The sequence below is a fragment of the Spongiactinospora gelatinilytica genome, from assembly GCF_003236385.1.
GTDB lineage: Bacteria > Actinomycetota > Actinomycetes > Streptosporangiales > Streptosporangiaceae > Spongiactinospora > Spongiactinospora gelatinilytica.
Genome location: NZ_POUA01000025.1, coordinates 22,019 through 38,242 on the forward strand (window position 1 = coordinate 22,019; position 16,224 = coordinate 38,242).

Annotated in this window: 15 protein-coding genes; 13 read left to right on the plus strand and 2 right to left on the minus strand. The window is 73.2% G+C overall.

Annotated features, from left to right (window positions below; genetic code table 11):
* Positions 1-22 precede the first annotated feature (22 nt).
* From C1I98_RS05540 to C1I98_RS05580, 9 genes are read left to right on the plus strand one after another with little or no spacing between them, the layout of a single operon-like run.
* Positions 23-508: an aromatase/cyclase gene (locus C1I98_RS05540; RefSeq protein ID WP_111165987.1), complete on the plus strand. Its 486-nt coding sequence runs from the start codon at positions 23-25 to the stop codon at positions 506-508.
* The gene (locus tag C1I98_RS05545; RefSeq protein ID WP_111165988.1) at positions 505-1,257 is read left to right on the plus strand and encodes a cyclase family protein; all 753 of its coding nucleotides are present in this window, start codon (positions 505-507) and stop codon (positions 1,255-1,257) included. Before C1I98_RS05540 ends, C1I98_RS05545 begins: the two co-directional genes overlap by 4 nt.
* On the plus strand, positions 1,257-1,853 hold the full coding sequence (locus tag C1I98_RS05550) for a 2OG-Fe dioxygenase family protein (protein WP_111165989.1): 597 nt from the start codon (positions 1,257-1,259) through the stop codon (positions 1,851-1,853). Before C1I98_RS05545 ends, C1I98_RS05550 begins: the two co-directional genes overlap by 1 nt.
* Before the next feature lie 2 nt (positions 1,854-1,855).
* Positions 1,856-3,571, plus strand: a complete 1,716-nt coding sequence (locus C1I98_RS42615) for an FAD-dependent monooxygenase (protein ID WP_233507199.1) — start codon at positions 1,856-1,858, stop codon at positions 3,569-3,571.
* On the plus strand, positions 3,564-4,169 hold the full coding sequence (locus C1I98_RS05565) for a malonic semialdehyde reductase (RefSeq protein WP_111165990.1): 606 nt from the start codon (positions 3,564-3,566) through the stop codon (positions 4,167-4,169). The genes C1I98_RS42615 and C1I98_RS05565 overlap by 8 nt, the downstream gene beginning before the upstream one ends.
* Positions 4,170-4,182: 13 nt before the next feature.
* Positions 4,183-5,688 carry an FAD-dependent monooxygenase gene (locus C1I98_RS05570; protein ID WP_199536741.1) on the plus strand — a complete coding sequence of 502 codons (1,506 nt, stop codon included), beginning with the start codon at positions 4,183-4,185 and terminating at the stop codon, positions 5,686-5,688.
* Complete coding sequence (locus C1I98_RS05575) at positions 5,685-7,289, plus strand: acyl-CoA carboxylase subunit beta (protein WP_111165991.1); 1,605 nt, start codon at positions 5,685-5,687, stop codon at positions 7,287-7,289. Before C1I98_RS05570 ends, C1I98_RS05575 begins: the two co-directional genes overlap by 4 nt.
* Complete coding sequence (locus C1I98_RS40345) at positions 7,289-7,468, plus strand: acyl-CoA carboxylase epsilon subunit (RefSeq protein WP_146607298.1); 180 nt, start codon at positions 7,289-7,291, stop codon at positions 7,466-7,468. Before C1I98_RS05575 ends, C1I98_RS40345 begins: the two co-directional genes overlap by 1 nt.
* Positions 7,461-9,215, plus strand: a complete 1,755-nt coding sequence (locus C1I98_RS05580) for an acetyl/propionyl/methylcrotonyl-CoA carboxylase subunit alpha (protein ID WP_111165992.1) — start codon at positions 7,461-7,463, stop codon at positions 9,213-9,215. Before C1I98_RS40345 ends, C1I98_RS05580 begins: the two co-directional genes overlap by 8 nt.
* 2 nt (positions 9,216-9,217) lie before the next feature.
* On the opposite strand, the gene C1I98_RS05585 is transcribed toward C1I98_RS05580, so the two are convergent.
* Together C1I98_RS05585 and C1I98_RS05590 are read right to left on the minus strand one after the other, a co-directional pair.
* Entirely contained in the window at positions 9,218-12,370 is a 3,153-nt protein-coding gene (locus C1I98_RS05585) for an ATP-binding protein (RefSeq protein WP_111165993.1), read from the minus strand.
* Positions 12,371-12,399: 29 nt separating this feature from the next.
* The gene (locus C1I98_RS05590) at positions 12,400-12,660 is read right to left on the minus strand and encodes a phosphopantetheine-binding protein (RefSeq protein WP_111165994.1); all 261 of its coding nucleotides are present in this window, start codon (positions 12,658-12,660) and stop codon (positions 12,400-12,402) included.
* 142 nt (positions 12,661-12,802) lie between these two features.
* On the opposite strand from C1I98_RS05590, the gene C1I98_RS05595 reads away from it, so the two are divergent.
* From C1I98_RS05595 to C1I98_RS05610, 4 genes are all read left to right on the plus strand, one after another.
* Positions 12,803-13,804 carry a beta-ketoacyl-ACP synthase 3 gene (locus C1I98_RS05595; protein WP_111165995.1) on the plus strand — a complete coding sequence of 334 codons (1,002 nt, stop codon included), beginning with the start codon at positions 12,803-12,805 and terminating at the stop codon, positions 13,802-13,804.
* Positions 13,801-14,283 carry a flavin reductase family protein gene (locus C1I98_RS05600; protein ID WP_111165996.1) on the plus strand — a complete coding sequence of 161 codons (483 nt, stop codon included), beginning with the start codon at positions 13,801-13,803 and terminating at the stop codon, positions 14,281-14,283. Before C1I98_RS05595 ends, C1I98_RS05600 begins: the two co-directional genes overlap by 4 nt.
* A 78-nt stretch (positions 14,284-14,361) precedes the next feature.
* Entirely contained in the window at positions 14,362-15,312 is a 951-nt protein-coding gene (locus tag C1I98_RS05605; protein ID WP_111166000.1) for an ATP-binding cassette domain-containing protein, read from the plus strand.
* Between the two features lie 30 nt (positions 15,313-15,342).
* The gene (locus C1I98_RS05610; RefSeq protein ID WP_111165997.1) at positions 15,343-16,152 is read left to right on the plus strand and encodes an ABC transporter permease; all 810 of its coding nucleotides are present in this window, start codon (positions 15,343-15,345) and stop codon (positions 16,150-16,152) included.
* The last annotated feature ends 72 nt before the right edge of the window (positions 16,153-16,224 follow it).

Genomic DNA, 16,224 nt, shown 5'->3' on the forward strand with positions numbered 1-16,224 from the left:
CGACTGACCAAGGAGAAGCGCCATGCCGTACGCGGAGCACACCGTCACCGTGGACGCGTCGATCAGTGTGGTCTGGGACCTGCTGGTGGACGTGGAGGGATACGCGCGGATCTTCCCGCCCACCCAGGACGTGAAGATCATCGAGGGCGACTCGACGTACCAGATCGCCCGGTTCGTGGTGGACGTCAACGGCGAGACCGCCACCTGGGTCTCCAGGCGGGACATCGACGCCGGGCGGCACGTCATCGCCTACCGCCAGCTTGAGACCGCGCCGATCGTGGGCCGGATGGGCGGCGAGTGGCGGGCGTTCCCGTTCGGGGCGGACCGCACCCAGCTCGTGCTGACCCACGACTTCGAGACCCGCGAGGCCGTGGACGGCAAGGTCGCCGGCCGGTTCTCCCCCGAGGAGGCCGACGCGATGCTGCACGCGGCCGTCGAGCGCAACAGCGTGGCCGACCTCAACGCGGTGAAGTCCGAGGCGGAACGACTGGTCGCGGAACCCGCATGAAGAGGTTCTACGACCTCAGCGTGGCCACGCAGAGCACGCCGAGTGAGGCTACGCCGGTGACCGTCGAACTCCTCGACCACCGCACCGGCGCGATCGTCCTCGGGCTGAACCCCGACGACTTCCCGGACGGCATGGCGATCTCCAACGAGACCGTCACGCTGACCACGCACACCGGCACGCACATGGACGCGCCGCTGCACTACGGCCCGCTGACCGCCGGCCGTCCGGCCAAGAGCATCGACCAGGTGCCGCTGGACTGGTGCCACGGCCCGGGGGTCCGGCTGGACCTGCGGCACGTCGCGGCCGGCACCGCCATCACCGTGGACCAGCTCCGCGCGGCGCTCACCGAGGCCGGGCACGCGCTGGTCCCCGGCGACATCGTGCTGCTGTGGACGGGCGCGGACGCCCTGTGGGGCGGCGCCGAGTACCTGACGGACTACGCCGGGCTGTCCGGTGAGGGCACCGAGTTCCTGGTGGAGAGCGGTGTGCGGGTCATCGGCATCGACGCCTGGGGCCTGGACAAGCCGATGCGCGCGATGATCGAGGACTACAAGCGGACGGGCGATCCGGCCTGCCTGTGGCCCGCGCACGTCTACGGGCGGCGCAAGGAGTACCTGCAGTTGGAAAAGCTCGCGAATCTGGGTGCGCTGCCCGCGGCCACCGGATTCGAGGTGTCGTGCTTTCCGGTGTCCATCGCGGGCGCCGGGGCCGGCTGGACCCGCGTGGTCGCCACCGTGGAGGAGCGTTGATGTACCACCACACGTTCAGCAGTGTTGACAAGATCGGCAAGGGCCTGCTGCGGAGCTTCGACGAGCTGACCCCGAACACCGGGTTCAAGGACGACGACATCGTCCGGTACGTCGGGCTGGGCACCGGGCACGCCAAGGGCACCGCGGTCACCTGGAACGACGACGGCGACTCGCCTTATGACCGGCTCGGGCCCGCGGTGCGCGACTTCGTGGCCGAGCAGCTCGCCGACGACACGGTACGCGCGAAGGTGCCCGGCGAGGAGTTCCGCCTGACGGTGTTCCAGGTCCGCAACTACGCCGACGACAAGCAGATCGCCCGCCCCTCGCAGGGCTTCCACCAGGGCGGCGGCGACCATGTGCTGGTCACCGTCGTGGCGGAGGAGGACGTCAACGGGGCCGTGCACATGCTGGCCCTGGCCGAGGACGAGTCCGCGCTGGTGTTCGAGCGCCGGCTCGGCGTGGGCGAGACGCTGCTGCTCGACGACCGGACCCTCACCCACCACTGCACGCCGTTCACCCCCAAGGCGGGCGGCCGGGCCCAGCGGGACCTGATCATCGTCTCGCTCGCCCGCACGGACGCGGAGGCCAGGGGATGACCATGACGAACTACCGCCATGACGTCGTGGTGGCCGGCGGCGGCCCCGTCGGGATGATGCTCGCCTGCGAGCTCCGCTCGGCGGGGGTGTCGGTACTGGTGCTCGAACGGCGGCCGGCCCCGGACCCGATGCCCAAGGCGGGCATCATCGGCCCGCTGGCGGCCGAGGCGATCGCCAGGCTCGGCCTGCGCGACGAACTACTGGCCGCCGAGGCGGAGGCCACCCGCCGCGACGAGGAGATCATCGCCGCACTCATGTCCAAGGGCGGCCCCAGCGGACCTGCCGGTGCCACAGGACCCGGAGGCGGCCCTGGAGCACCCGGTCGCCCCGGAGGCCCCGGTGGACCGGGCGGCCCCGGAGGGCCATCGGCAGCCGGAAGAGGCCCTGGTGGGCCCGGTGGCTCTGGAGCATCCGGTCGCCCCGGAGGGCCGGGCGGGCCCGGTGGGCGGCCGGGCGGGATGACGCCGCCGGAGCATTTCGCCGGGCTGCCGCTGGACGCGGCGCGGTCCGCCGATCCCGCGCGCCGCCGGGTCCGGGTGGACCAGCTCACCCTGCACGGCATCCTGGCCCGCCACGCCGAACGCCTCGGCGTGGACGTCCGCCATCGGCACGAGGTCGTCGGCCTGAGCCAGGACGAGGACGGCGTGAGCGTCCACGTCTCCACCGCCGACGGGCCGATCGAGGTCCGCTGCGCCTACCTGGCCGGCTGCGACGGCGGCCGGAGTACCGTGCGCAAGCTGGCCGGATTCGACTTCGCGGGCACCGGCCCGACGCTCACCGGCCGCCAGGGCCTGGTGCGCATGGGCGACCCGGACGGCCTGCGGCCCGGCTTCAACCTGACGCCGGACGGCGGTTACCTGTTCGCCGTGTTCGGCGCGAACCGGGTGGCGACCATCGAGTTCGAGGGCCCGCCGGAGAACCGGGACGTGCCGCTGACGGCCGGGGAGCTGCAGGAGAGCGTCCGCCGGGTGAGCGGCACCGAGGCGACCATCAACGAGCTGCTGTCCGGGGTGCGCTTCACCGACCACACCCGCCAGGCCACCACCTACCGGCTGGGCCGGGTGCTGCTGGCCGGCGACTCGGCCCACGTACACCCGCCGTTCGGCGGCCAGGGCCTCAACGTGGGCCTGGTGGACGCCGCGAACCTCGGCTGGAAGCTGGCCGCGCAGGTCCAGGGCCGGGCCCCCGAGGGCCTGCTGGACACCTACACCGCCGAGCGCCACCCCGAGGCCGCCCGGCTGCTGGACAACACGCGCGCCCAGACCGCGCTCATGCGGCCCGATGCGCAAAGCCGCGCGATGCGCGACCTGTTCGCCGGCACGCTCGGCCTCGACGCGGTCAACCGGCACCTGTACGACATGGTGACGGGCCTGTCCACCCGCTACGACGTGGGCGAGGAGGGCGAGCCCGCAGGGTCGCTGCTGGCCGATCCGGAGCTGTCCACCGGCGGGCATCTCGCCGAGCACTTCGGCGGGGGCCGCGGGGTCCTGCTCGACCTGGCCGACCGGGCGGAGGTCCGGGCCACCGCCGCGGGCTGGTCCGGGCGCGTCACGGTCGTCACCGCCCAGGTCAAGGCCGATGCGATGGACGACCTGGACGCGCTGCTGGTCAGGCCGGACGGCTGCGTCGCGTGGGCGCTGCCCGCGGGCGCCGCGCACCGTGACCAGGCGCTGGCGGCGGCCCTGTCCAGGTGGTTCGGGCCGGGGCGCGATGGCTGAGGGCGCCCATGGGCTGCTCCTCGACGCCGCGGCGCAGGACCTGCTGTTCCGCGAGGCGCGCACGGTGGAGGCGTTCACCGGCGAGCCGGTGACCGAGGAGCACCTGCGGGCCGTCTACGACCTGGTCAAGTACGGCCCCACGTCGATGAACCAGCAGCCGCTGCGGATGGTGGTGCTGCGTTCGGCGCAGGCCAGGGCCGCGGTGGTCCGATGGATGCTCGGCATCAACAAGACCCGTACCGCGGCGGCTCCGCTGACCGTGCTGCTCGCCGCCGACCTGCGCTTCCACGAGCGGCTGCCGGAGCTGTTCCCGGCGAAGCCGGACGCGGCGCGGCTGTTCGAGGACCCGTTCGTGCGCAAGGAGTCCGCCCGGTTCAACGCGGCCCTCCAGATCGCGTACCTCATCCTCGGCATCCGCGCGGCCGGCCTGGCCGCCGCCCCCACCCTCGGCTTCGACCCCGAGGGCATCGACAAGGAGTTCTTCGGCGACGGCGGGCACACCGTGCTGACCGTGCTCAACATCGGCAGGCCCGCCGCGACCGCCGTGCCGCCGCGGCTTCCGCGGCTGGCCTACGACGACGTCGTCACCGAGCTGTGAGGAGTGTGTCCCCGTGACCAACTACTTCGAGGTCGTCGTGGCGGGCGGCGGGCCCGTCGGGCTGATGCTCGCCTGCGAGCTGCGTTCGGCCGGGGTGTCGGTACTGGTCCTGGAACGGCGGGCCCGGCCGGACCAGGCGATCAAGGCGGGCTCGATGGGCCCGCTGGCCGCCGAGGCCATGTACGGCCTGGGCCTGGCCGCCGAGCTGGGCGCGGCCGAGGAGGCCGCGACGGCCCGCGACCTCGCCCTCACCGGCAAGGCCGGCGGCCCGCGCGAACACTTCGGCGGGATCTTCCTGGACCCGTCGCTGGCCTCCGACCCGGACCGCCGCCGCGTCCGCATCGACCAGCCGGAGCTGGAGGCACTGCTGGCCAGGCACGCCGACCGGCTGGGCGTGGAGGTGCGGCGCGAGCACGAGGTGGTCGGCCTGAGCCAGGACGAGCAGGGGGTGAGCGTGCGGGTCGCCGCGCCCGGCGGCCCGCTCCAGGTCCGCTGCGCCTACCTGGCCGGCTGCGACGGTCACCGCAGCACCGTGCGTGAGTTGGCGGGTTTCGACTTCGTCGGCTCTCCGGCCGGCCTCACCGGCCGGGACGGCGTGGTACGGCTGGCCGAGTCCGAGCGGGCCAAGCTGACCCCCGGGTTCCACCACACCGAGCGCGGCGTCTTCGTGTTCGCCGGGTTCGGCGCGCAGCGGGTGGCCGCCGTGGAGTTCGACAGCCCGCCGGACGACCCGTACGCGCCGCTCACCCTGCCGGACCTCCAGGCCGCCGTCCGCCGGGTCAGCGGCACCGACGTGGTCATCGACGAACTCGTCTCCGGCTTCGTCTACACCGACGAGGCCCGGCAGGTGACGTCGTACCGCGCCGGGCGGGTGCTGCTCGCCGGGGACGCGGCGCACATCTACGCCCCCTTCGGCGGCCAGGGCCTCAACGTCGGCCTGGTGGACGCGGCGAACCTGGGCTGGAAGCTGGCCGCGCAGGTCCAGGGATGGGCCCCCGAGGGCCTGCTGGACACCTACACCGTCGAGCGCCACCCGGTGGGCGCGGTGCTGTTGCACAACACGCGCGCGCAGGCGGCGCTGATGCGGCCCGACCCGCAGAGCCGCGCGCTGCGCGAGTTGTTCGCCGGGCTGGTCGGCCTGGAGCCGGTCACCCGGCTCATCGTGGACATGAAGACCGGCCAGTCGGTCCGGTACGACCTGGGCGAGGCCCATCCGCTGGTCGGCACGCTCTGCCCGGACCTGCCGCTGGGCGGCGCCGGCGGGCGGCTCCGCGAACGGCTGGGCGGCCAGGGGCTGCTGCTGGACCTGGCCGGCCGGGCCGAGGTCCACGCCGCGGCGGCGGGCTGGTCGGCCCGGGTCGGGACCGTCTCGGCGAAGGCCGGGATCGACGGCGTCGACGCGCTCCTGCTCAGGCCCGACGGCTGTGTGGCGTGGGTGCTGCCCGCGGGAGCCGTGTTCGGCGAGAAGGAACTGACCAGTGCCCTGGCGGCCTGGTTCGGGGAAGGGAGGACGGGATGACCGCACTCGACGAACGCGCCCCCGCCCGGCTCGGCGAGCCCGATATGCGCGGGCGAGTGGAGGAGCTGGCCGGGCTCAGGGAGCGGGTCGTGGAAGGCCCCGGCGCGAAGAGCACGGCCGCGCAGCACGCCAAGGGCAAGCTCACCGCGCGCGAGCGCATCGATCTGCTCTTCGACAAGGACTCGTTCACCGAGATCGAGCCGTTCCGGCTGCACCGGGCCCGCGGCTTCGGCCTGGAGGACAAGCGGCCCTATTCCGACGGGGTGGTGACCGGCTGGGGCGAGGTGAACCAGCGCAAGGTCTTCGTCTACGCCCACGACTTCCGGATGTTCGGCGGGGCGCTCGGCGAGGCGCACGCCGAGAAGATCCACAAGCTGCTGGACCTGGCCGAGGCGACCGGGGCGCCGGTGGTCGGCCTGTGCGACGGCGCCGGGGCGCGGATCCAGGAGGGCGTCACCGCCCTCGCCGGGTACGGCGGGATCTTCCAGCGCAACGCCCGGATGTCCGGCGTGGTCCCGCAGATCAATGTGATCATGGGGCCGTGCGCGGGCGGCGCGGCCTACTCCCCCGCCCTGACCGACTTCGTGTTCATGGTGCGCGGCACGGCCCAGATGTTCATCACCGGTCCCGACGTGGTGCAGGCCGTGACCGGGGCCCAGGTGACGCACGCCGAACTGGGCGGGGCCGACGTCCACGCGAGCGTGTCGGGGGTGGCGGCCTTCGCCTACGACGACGAGGAGGAGTGCCTGGCCGCGGTACGCGACCTGCTGGCCTACCTGCCCGCCAACAACCGGGAACTGCCGCCGGACGAGTCGCCCGGTGACTTCCTGAGCGACCCGGCGGGCCGGCGCAACGACAGGCTGCTGGACCTGGTGCCCGCCGACCCGAGCCGGGCCTACGACATGCGCGAGGTGATCGAGGAGATCGTCGATCACGGCGACTTCATGGAGGTCCACGCCGCCTGGGCCACGAACGTCATCTGCGCGTTCGCCCGGCTCGGCGGGCGGGTCGCGGGCATCGTGGCCAGCCAGCCGGCCTCGCTCGCGGGCGTGCTGGACATCGACGCCTCCACCAAGGCGGCCCGCTTCGTGCAGACCTGTGACGCCTTCAACATCCCGCTGCTCACGCTGGTCGATGTGCCGGGCTTCCTGCCGGGGGTCGAGCAGGAGCACGGCGGGATCATCCGGCACGGTGCCAAGCTGCTGTACGCCTACTGCAACGCCACGGTGCCGCGGATCCAGATGATCCTGCGCAAGGCGTACGGCGGGGCGTACATCGTGATGGACTCGCGCTCGATCGGGGCGGACCTGTCGTACGCCTGGCCGACCAACGAGATCGCGGTGATGGGCGCGGAGGGCGCGGCCAACGTGATCTTCCGCAGGGAGATCGCCGCGGCGGCCGACCCGGAGGCGGTACGGGCCGAGCGGATCGCCCAGTACCGCAGGGAGCTGATGCACCCCTACCACGCCGCCGAACGCGGTCTCGTGGACGACGTGGTGGACCCGGCCGACACCCGGCGCACGCTCATCCGCGCGCTGGAGATGCTGGCCGCCAAGCATCAGCCGCTGCCCTCCCGCAAGCACGGCAACCCGCCGTTCTGATGGACATCCGCCTCTCCGGCGCCGAGCTGACCGAAGAAGAGCTCGCCGCCGTGGTCATCGCGCTGCTCGCGGGGTCGCGGGCGCGGCCCGCGGCCCACCGGGTCCCGCTGCGCCGGCGGCCCACGCGCCTCCCCGTACCGGGCTACCACTCCCCCAGATCATGGAGAACACGTGCATAAGGTGCTTATCGCCAATCGTGGTGAGATCGCCGTACGCGTCGCTCACGCCTGCCGCGACGCCGGGATCGCCGGAGTCGCCGTCTACGCGGAACAGGATCTGGACGCCCTGCACGTCCGGGTGGCCGACGAGGCGTACGCGCTGGGCGGGCGTTCGGCGGCGGAGACGTACCTCAACGTGGAGCGGCTGCTCGACGTGGCCGTGCGCGCGGGGGCCGACGCGGTGCATCCCGGCTACGGATTCCTGGCCGAGAACGCCGACTTCGCGCAGGCCGTCATCGACGCCGGACTCACCTGGATCGGCCCGCCCCCGCGGGCCATCCGGCTGCTCGGCGACAAGGTGCGCGCCAGGGAGATCGCGCGGACCGTCGGCGCGCCGCTCGCGCCCGGCACGTCCGGCCCGGTGTCCGGCGCGGAGGAGGTCGTGGCCTTCGCCCGCGAGCACGGCCTGCCGGTGGCGATCAAGGCGGCGCACGGCGGCGGCGGTCGCGGCATGAAGGTGGCCAGGACCATCGAGGAGATCCCGGAGTTGTACGAGTCCGCGGTGCGCGAAGCCGAGGCGGCCTTCGGGTCCGGCGTGTGCTTCGCCGAGCGGTACCTGGACCGCCCCCGCCACCTGGAGACCCAGTGCCTGGCCGACACGCACGGCATCGTCGTGGTGGTCTCCACCCGCGACTGCACCCTGCAACGGCGGCACCAGAAGCTGGTCGAGGAGGCTCCCGCGCCGTTCCTGCCGGCCGGGGAGACCCGGCGGCTCATCGACGCCTCCAAGGCGATCCTGCGGGCGGGCGGCTACGTCGGCGCGGGCACCTGCGAGTTCCTGATGGGGGCCGACGGGACGATCACCTTCCTGGAGGTGAACACCCGCCTCCAGGTCGAGCACCCGGTGAGCGAGGAGGTCTCCGGCATCGACCTGGTGCGCGAACAGCTCAGGATCGCCGCGGGCGACCGGCTCGACCAGGGCGACCCGCCCGTGCGCGGGCACTCCATCGAGTTCCGGATCAACGCCGAGGACCCGGGGCGCGGCTTCCTGCCCGCGCCGGGCACCCTCACCCGGCTGCGGCTGCCCACCGGGCCCGGCGTGCGCGTCGATCTCGGCTACGCCGAGGGGATGACCGTCCCCCAGACGTTCGACTCGCTGATCGCCAAGGTGATCGTCACCGGCCGGGACCGGGCCGAGGCCCTGGCCCGCGCCCGGCGGGCGCTCGGCCACTGCGAGTTCGCCGGGATGCCCACCGTGCTGCCCTTCCACCAGGCCGTCGTGAACGACCCGGCGTTCGCGCCCGCCGGCCCGGCCGAGCCGTTCACCGTCCACACCCGGTGGATCGAGACCGAGTTCGCCGGGCTGATCCCCCCGTACGACGCCGAGCCCGAGCAGGAGACCCCGGCCGGGCGCGAACTGCTCACCGTCGAGGTGGGCGGGCGGCGGGTCGCCGTCTCACTGCCCGCCGGATTCGCGGCGCCGGCCGCCACCGCCGCCCGCCCGGCCGAGGCCCGGCGGCGCAAGGCCGGACGCAAGCCGGTGGCCGGGGGCGACACGCTGGTGAGCCCCATGCAGGGCACGATCGTGCGGGTGTTCGTCGCCGACGGGGACGCCGTCCAGGAAGGGGACAGCCTGCTGATCCTGGAGGCCATGAAGATGGAACAACCGCTCGCCGCGCACAAGGCCGGCGTGGTCAGGGGGCTGGCGGCCGAGGTGGGGCAGACGGTCGCGGGGGGCGCGGTGCTGTGCGAGATCGTGGCCGCCTGAGGTCAGGACGCCGCCCCGCCGTATGCGATCAGCTCCTGGCGGCCCATGGTGCGCCCGCGGGCGGACAGCCGGTCGAAGGCGGCCCGCCCCAGCCCGTCGACCGCGGCCCGCGTGATGGCGGACAGGTCTTCCGGCGACAGCCCCGGCCCCGGCGCCATGGCCGCCGCCCCGCCGAGCAGCACCGCGGCGCGCTCGTGGGCCCCGCGCCGGGCCGCGAGGTCGGCGAGGCCGATCAGGACGGCCCCGATCACCGGCACGTCGGCGCTGCGCACGGCCGCGCCGAGCGCCCTGCCGTGCGCCTCCTCCGCCTGCTCCAGCCGGCCCTGCCCGGCGTGCAGCAGGCCCAGCGAGGTCAGCACCATCGAACGAAGTTCCATGAGGTCCGCGTCGGCGTCCTCGACGATGGCGGCGGCGGCCGTCAGGTGCTCGTGCGCCCGGTCGGCGTCGCCCTCGCGCCGGGCCAGGTTGCCCAGCAGCAGGTGCACACCAGCGACAGTGGACGCCTGGCCCATGTCCTCGGCGAGCGCCCTGGCCTCGTGCAGGCTGGCCAGCCCGGCCTCCCGCTCGCCGTGCTCGATCTGGATCGTGGCCAGGTAGAACAGCAGGCCGGGACGCTCGTGGCGGGCGCCCAGCTCGTCGGACAGCCGCAGCGCCTCGGCGTACGCGGTGCGGGCGCGGTCGTACTCGCGCCGGACGAAGGCGATCTCGGCCGACGCCCGCAGCGCCGAGGCCATGCCCCACCGGTCGCCCGCCGAGCGGAACGCCGCGAGGGCGGCGTCGAAGTCGGCGGCGGCCTGCCGGTCGGCGTCGTCCAGCCGGCGCATGCCCCGCCACAGCAGCGCGGTCGCCCTGGTCCACGGGTCGGGGTCGGCGACGTGCCGGGAGGCCAGCTCGGCGATGTGCCCGGGCGGCTCCTTGAGCGCGATGGCCAGCGCGGGATCGGCCAGGATGAGGTAGGGGTGGCGGCCCGGTTCGCCGGCGGCCCGCCACGCCGCCACCGCCGCCCGCGCCCGGCCGGCCGGTTCCCGGCCGAGGTCGAGCCCGCCGAGCAGCAGGGCCAGCACGGTGGCGTCCGGGGGAGCGCCCTCCGCCACGGCCAGCGCCTGCCTGGCCCACTCCGCGCCCTCGCCGCGCGCTCCGGTCAGCCGCCAGTACCAGCCGAGCGCGGCCACCAGCCGGACGGCGCTCCCGGCGTCGTGGTCGTCGATCGCCTGGCGCAGCGCGGCGCGCAGGTTGTCGTGTTCGGCCGTGAGCCGGTCCAGCCAGGTGACCTGGTCCGGGCCGCGCAGGCAGGGTTCGGCGCGCTCGGCCAGCGCCAGGAACGTGGCGGCGTGCGCCCGTCGCAGCCGTTCCCGCTCCCCCGACTCGGCGAGCCGTTCCAGGGCGTACAGGCGCACGGTCTCCAGCATGCGGTAGCGGATGCCGGCGGGCTCGCGGGACACCTGTAACAGCGACTTGTCGGCCAGCGCGCCGAGCAGCGGCAGCACGTCCGCGCCCGCCACCTGTTCGGCCGACTGCAGCGTGGCCCCGCCCGCGAACACCGAAAGACGCCGCAGCAGCACCTGCTCGGCCGGCTCCAGCAGCTCCCAGCTCCAGTCCACGACCGCGCGCAGCGTCTGGTGGCGGGCGAAGGCCGTACGGCTGCCGCCGACCAGCAGCCGGAACCTGTCGTCGAGCCGTTCGGCGAGCTGTTCGACCGACAGCACGCGCAACTGGGCCGCGGCCAGCTCGATGGCCAGCGGCATCCCGTCCAGCCTGCGGCAGATCCGGGCCACGCCCGCGACGTTGCGTTCGGAGACGGTGAAACCCGGCACGATCGCCGCGGCCCGGTCGGCGAACAGCCGCACGGCGGGGGCCTCCAGCGCCTCGGCGGGCCGGGTCGCGTCCGCGGGCACCATGAGCGGCGGCACCCAGGCGAGCCGTTCCCCGGCGATGTTCAGTGACTCCCTGCTGGTGGCCAGCACCCGCAGGCCCGCGCAGGAACCGAGCAGCACCTCGGCCAGCCGGGCGACCTCCTCGATCACGTGCTCGCAGTTGTCGAGGATGAGCAGTGAGCGGCGGGTGGCCAGCATGGTCACCAGGCGGTCCAGGTCGAAGGCGGGCGGCACGCCGTCCCGCGCGCCGGTCAGCAGAATGCCCTCCGGCGGGTGCAGTACCGCGGCCATGGCCCCCAGCACGTCGGCCGGTTCGGTGACCGCGGCCAGCTCCACCAGCCAGACCTCATCGCGCGAGTGCTCGATGGCCCGCGCGCCGACCTCCCTGGCCAGCCGGGTCTTGCCCGCCCCGCCGGGGCCCATCAGGGTGACCAGGCGGTGTTCGGCCAGGTGGCGTTCGACCATCTCCATCTCGGCGTCGCGGCCCACGAACGACGTCAGCGACGCCCGCAGGTTGGTACGCCGGCCCCCGTGCCCGCCGTCGCGGACCAGCGGATCGCGGCGGAGCACGGCCAGATAGGTCGTCTCCAGCTCGGCCGAGGGGTCCACGCCCAGCTCGTCGGCCAGGGCCTGCTTGGTCTGCCGGTAGACCTCCAAGGCCGCCGCCTGCCGGTCCGACGCGTACAGCACGCGCATCTGGAAGGCGCGCAGCCGCTCGTCCAGCGGGCGGGCGGCGAGCAGGGTCTCCAGTTCGGGCAGCAGCGCCGCGTGCCTGCCGAGGGCGAGGTCGGCCTCGATGCGGTCCTTGGTCGCCGACAGCCGGAGTTCTTCCAGCCGGGCGATGGGTCCTTGGGCGAAAAGGGCTTCGGCCACGTCGAGCAGCGCGGGGCCGCGCCACAGTTCCAGCGCCGCGCCGAGGAGTTCGGCCGCGCGGGCGTGGTCGCGCCCGGCGAGGGCGGCCTGGCCCGCGGCGGCCAGCCGCTCGAACCGGTTGGCGTCGAGGTCGTCCGGCTCGGCCGCCAGCAGATAGCCGCCGAGCCGGGAATCGATCACGTCCCGGCCGATCACCGCCCGCAGCCGCGACACCAGGGAGTGCAACGCGTTGACGGCGTCGGCCGGAGCGCCGTCGGGCCACACGTCACCGATCAGCCGGTCGGCCGGCACGACCTGGCCCGTGTTCAGGCCGAGGATGATCAGTAGCGCCCGGAGCCGGGCGCCTCTGACCTCGATCGACCGGCCGTCGCGCCATACGTCGAGGGGACCGAGGATCCGAAACTCCACAGGGCGACTTTAAAGCACTTCTGGGGTGGTCACGGCGCTACGCCGGCCAGCCTTCCGTTCACATAATCCAGCACCATCCGTGCCGTGGCCATCTGGTCCACGTCGTCATCGGGGATCGGCAGCCGCAGTTCCTCCTGAATAACCGTGACGACCTCATATCTGGCCAGCGAATCCAGGCCGAGTTTCTCGAAGGGGGTGTCCGCGGACTCCTCGGTGAGCTCGGCCGCCTCCGAGGCGCCCAGGCACTTACCGACAACGCGCTTCAGGTCATCGAGCGTGAACTTCTGCATGTCCGCCACGATCGCCCGCGGCCTTGGAAGAACCCTTGAGAAGGACTCGAGACCGCCGCGTTCTCAAGCCGTCTTTGAAGCGCCTTCAAACGCGCCTCGCGACCATGGCCCGAATGCCGACGCAAGGAGGTCCGAGACTGCCATGACCAGCCAGCTTCTGGCGGCCCCGCGAACACACTGCCGCATTCTCGGATTGGGCGTGCACCGGCCGCCGCGCGCGGTCGCCAACAGCGAGATATGCGAGTGGATCGAATCGTCGGAGGAATGGATCGTCAGCCGATCCGGAATCCGCTCGCGCCGGTTCGCCGGCAAGGACGAGACCCTGGAGGCGATGGCCGTGTCCGCCGGCCGCGCGGCGCTCCGGCACGCGGGCGTCACCGCCGACCGGGTCGGCTGCGTCGTGGTGGCCAGCATGTCCAACCTGGTGCAGACGCCGCCGCTGGCCGTCAGGGTCGCGCACGACCTGGGGGCGCTCGACGCCGGCGGCTTCGACGTGTCGGGGGCCTGCGCGGGCTTCTGCCACGCCCTGGCCGTCGCCGCCGACATGGTCTCCACGGGACAGTCCACATACGTGCTGGTCATCGGTAGCGAGCGGATGACCGACATCGTCGATCCCACCGACCGGACGATCTCCTTCCTGTTCGCCGACGGCGCGGGCGCCGTCCTGGTGGGTCCATCCGACCGGCCGGGCATCGGCCCCGCGGTCCGCGGGGCCGACGGCGCCTCCCGGGAGGCGCTGCGGATGAACACCACATGGGACGCCTTCCGCGCCGATCCGACGCTTCCGCCGCCGATGATGAAGATGGACGGCCGCAGGGTCTTCCGCTGGGCCGTGGAGCACATGGTGCCAGCCGGGCTGCGGGCGCTGGCCGGCGCCGGGATCGACCAGCACGACCTGGCGGCGTTCATCCCGCACCAGGCCAACATCCGCATGATCGAAATCCTGGCCGCCAAGCTGGAGCTGCCCGATCACGTCGCGGTCGCCGGTGACGTCGCGGTCAGCGGCAACACCTCGGCCGCGTCCATCCCGCTCGCCATGGACGCCCTGCTCCGCGACGGCCTCGCGCCGCCCGGCGGGGCGGCCCTGCTGCTGGGCTTCGGCGCGGGCCTCAACTACGCCGGTCAGGTCGTGCTCCTGCCATGACCTCGCCGGACGCGTTCCGTACCGCCATGTCCGCCTTCGCCAGCGGCGTCACCGTGGTCACCACCATGGACGAGGGCGGCAAGCCGTACGGCTTCACCGCGACGTCCTTCTGCTCGGTCTCGCTGAGCCCGCCGCTGCTGCTGGTCTGCCTGGCCCAGTCGGCCAGGTGCTACCCGGTCTTCGCCTCCTGTGGCCGCTTCGCGGTCAGCATGCTCCGCGACGGGCAGGACGAGGTCGCGCTGCGCTTCGCCGACACCCGGGCGGACAAGTTCGGCGCGGGCGTCGCGACGCAGACCCCGGCCGGCCTGCCGATCGTCGACTCGGCGCTGTGCGGGATCGAGTGCTCGATCCAGGACCGCTACGACGCCGGGGATCACATGCTGCTGCTCGGCCGGGTCGACTGGGTGCACTTCCACAGCGGCGACCCGCTCATCTACTTCAACCGCGCATTCCACCGGCTCGGCTCCGTCAGATCGTGACAGGGGCGCGTCAGCGCGTGGTGCGGCCCGGAACAGGGCCGTGGAACACCATCGACACACGAAGAGAGGGAGGTGGCCATGTCCTACGCCATCAGAGCTGAGAACCTCAGCAAGACCTACGGTTCCACGCGCGCGCTCGACGGGGTCGGCTTCGCCGCACGGTCAGGGCAGGTCCTCGGCGTGCTCGGGCCGAACGGCGCCGGAAAGACCACGGCGGTCCGCATCCTGGCCACCCTGGCGCAGCCCGACGGCGGTGTCGCCGAAGTGGGCGGCCACGACGTCGTACGGCAGGCCAAAGAGGTGCGCAAGGTCATCGGCCTGACCGGCCAGTACGCGGCCGTGGACGAGATCATCAGCGGCTTCGACAACCTGTTCCTCATCGGCCGGCTGCTCGGCATGTCCCGGGAGGAGTCCCGCAGCCGGGCGACCCGCCTGCTGGAGCAGTTCGGGCTGACCGACGCGGCCAAGCGCTCCGCGGGCACCTACTCCGGCGGCATGCGGCGGCGGCTCGACCTGGCCGCCAGCCTGCTCGGCCGGCCGCGGGTGCTGTTCCTGGACGAGCCGACCACGGGCCTGGACCCGGCCGCCCGCGACGACCTCTGGGACGTCATCCGCGACCTGGTGGCCGACGGCACCACCGTGCTGCTGACCACCCAGTACCTGGAGGAGGCCGACCAGCTCGCGGACCACATCGTCGTCTTCGACCACGGGCACGTCATCGCCGAGGGCTCCCCGCACGAGCTGAAGAGCAAGCTGGGCGGCCAGGTGCTGGAGGTGTGGCCGGTGGACCCGGGCGACCGGGAGGAGGTCTCCGCGATCCTCGGCGAGATCGCGCGGACCCCGGCCACGGTCGAGGACCGGCGGGTGACCGTGCCGATGGCCGACCGGGACGGGCTGCGCGCCGCGGTGCTGCGGCTGGACCTCGCCGACATCGCGGTCGCCGAACTGGCGCTGCGCAGTCCCAGCCTGGACGAGGTGTTCCTGACCCTGACCGGGCACCGCGAGGCCGTGGGCGGCAGGAGCGCGTGAGCGCCCCCGCGAACCGATGAAGGAGAGTTCATGACCACCATGCCCGCCGCCGGGCCCGCCGCCGGGCCCGCCGCCGCGCCCTTCGCCGGCGCCCGGGAGACGCTGGCGCTGACGAGGCGCAGCCTGCTGCACCTGAAGACCAATCCCGAAGAGATCATCGAGCTCGTCGTCCAGCCGATCGTGATCGTGTTGATGTTCACGTTCGTGTTCGGCGGCGCGATCAAGGGTGACTGGCGCGACTACCTCCAGTTCGCCCTGCCGGGCATGCTCGTGCAGGCCACGCTGTTCGCCACCATGCGCCTTGGCACCGCGCTCGGCACCGACTTCAAGAAGGGCGTCTACGACCGCTTCCGCAGCCTGCCGATCGCCCGGTTCGCCCCGTTGACCGGGGCCATCCTCGGCGAGATGGTCCGCTACCTGCTGTCCATCGTGGTCCTGCTGATCGTCGGCACGCTGCTCGGCTTCCGCATCCAGACCGGCATCGTCGCGACCCTGGCCGCCGTCCTGCTGCTGCTGGGCTTCGGCTTCGCCATGTCGTGGGGGTCGGCGCTGCTCGGCCTGACCATGCGCGCCGCGGAGAGCGCGTCGGAGTTCGCGTTCCTGATCATTCTGCCGCTGGCCTTCACCGGCAACCTGTTCGTGCCGACCGACACCATGCCGGGCTGGCTCCAGGTCTGGGTGAACATCAACCCGGTGACGTCCATCGCCGACACGCTGCGCGGGCTGCTGCTCGGCGGCGAGGTGGCCCGGCCACTGCTGTGGTCGGTCGTCTGGATCGCCGGGCTGACCCTCGTCTTCGCGCCGCTGTCGATCCGGCGCTTCCGCACCAAGTCCGGGTGAGCACCCGGTCTTCGACCGATTGAGAACCGACCAACGGAAGGGAGGGTGGCGCGGGGTGTCCCCGTCCTGGGG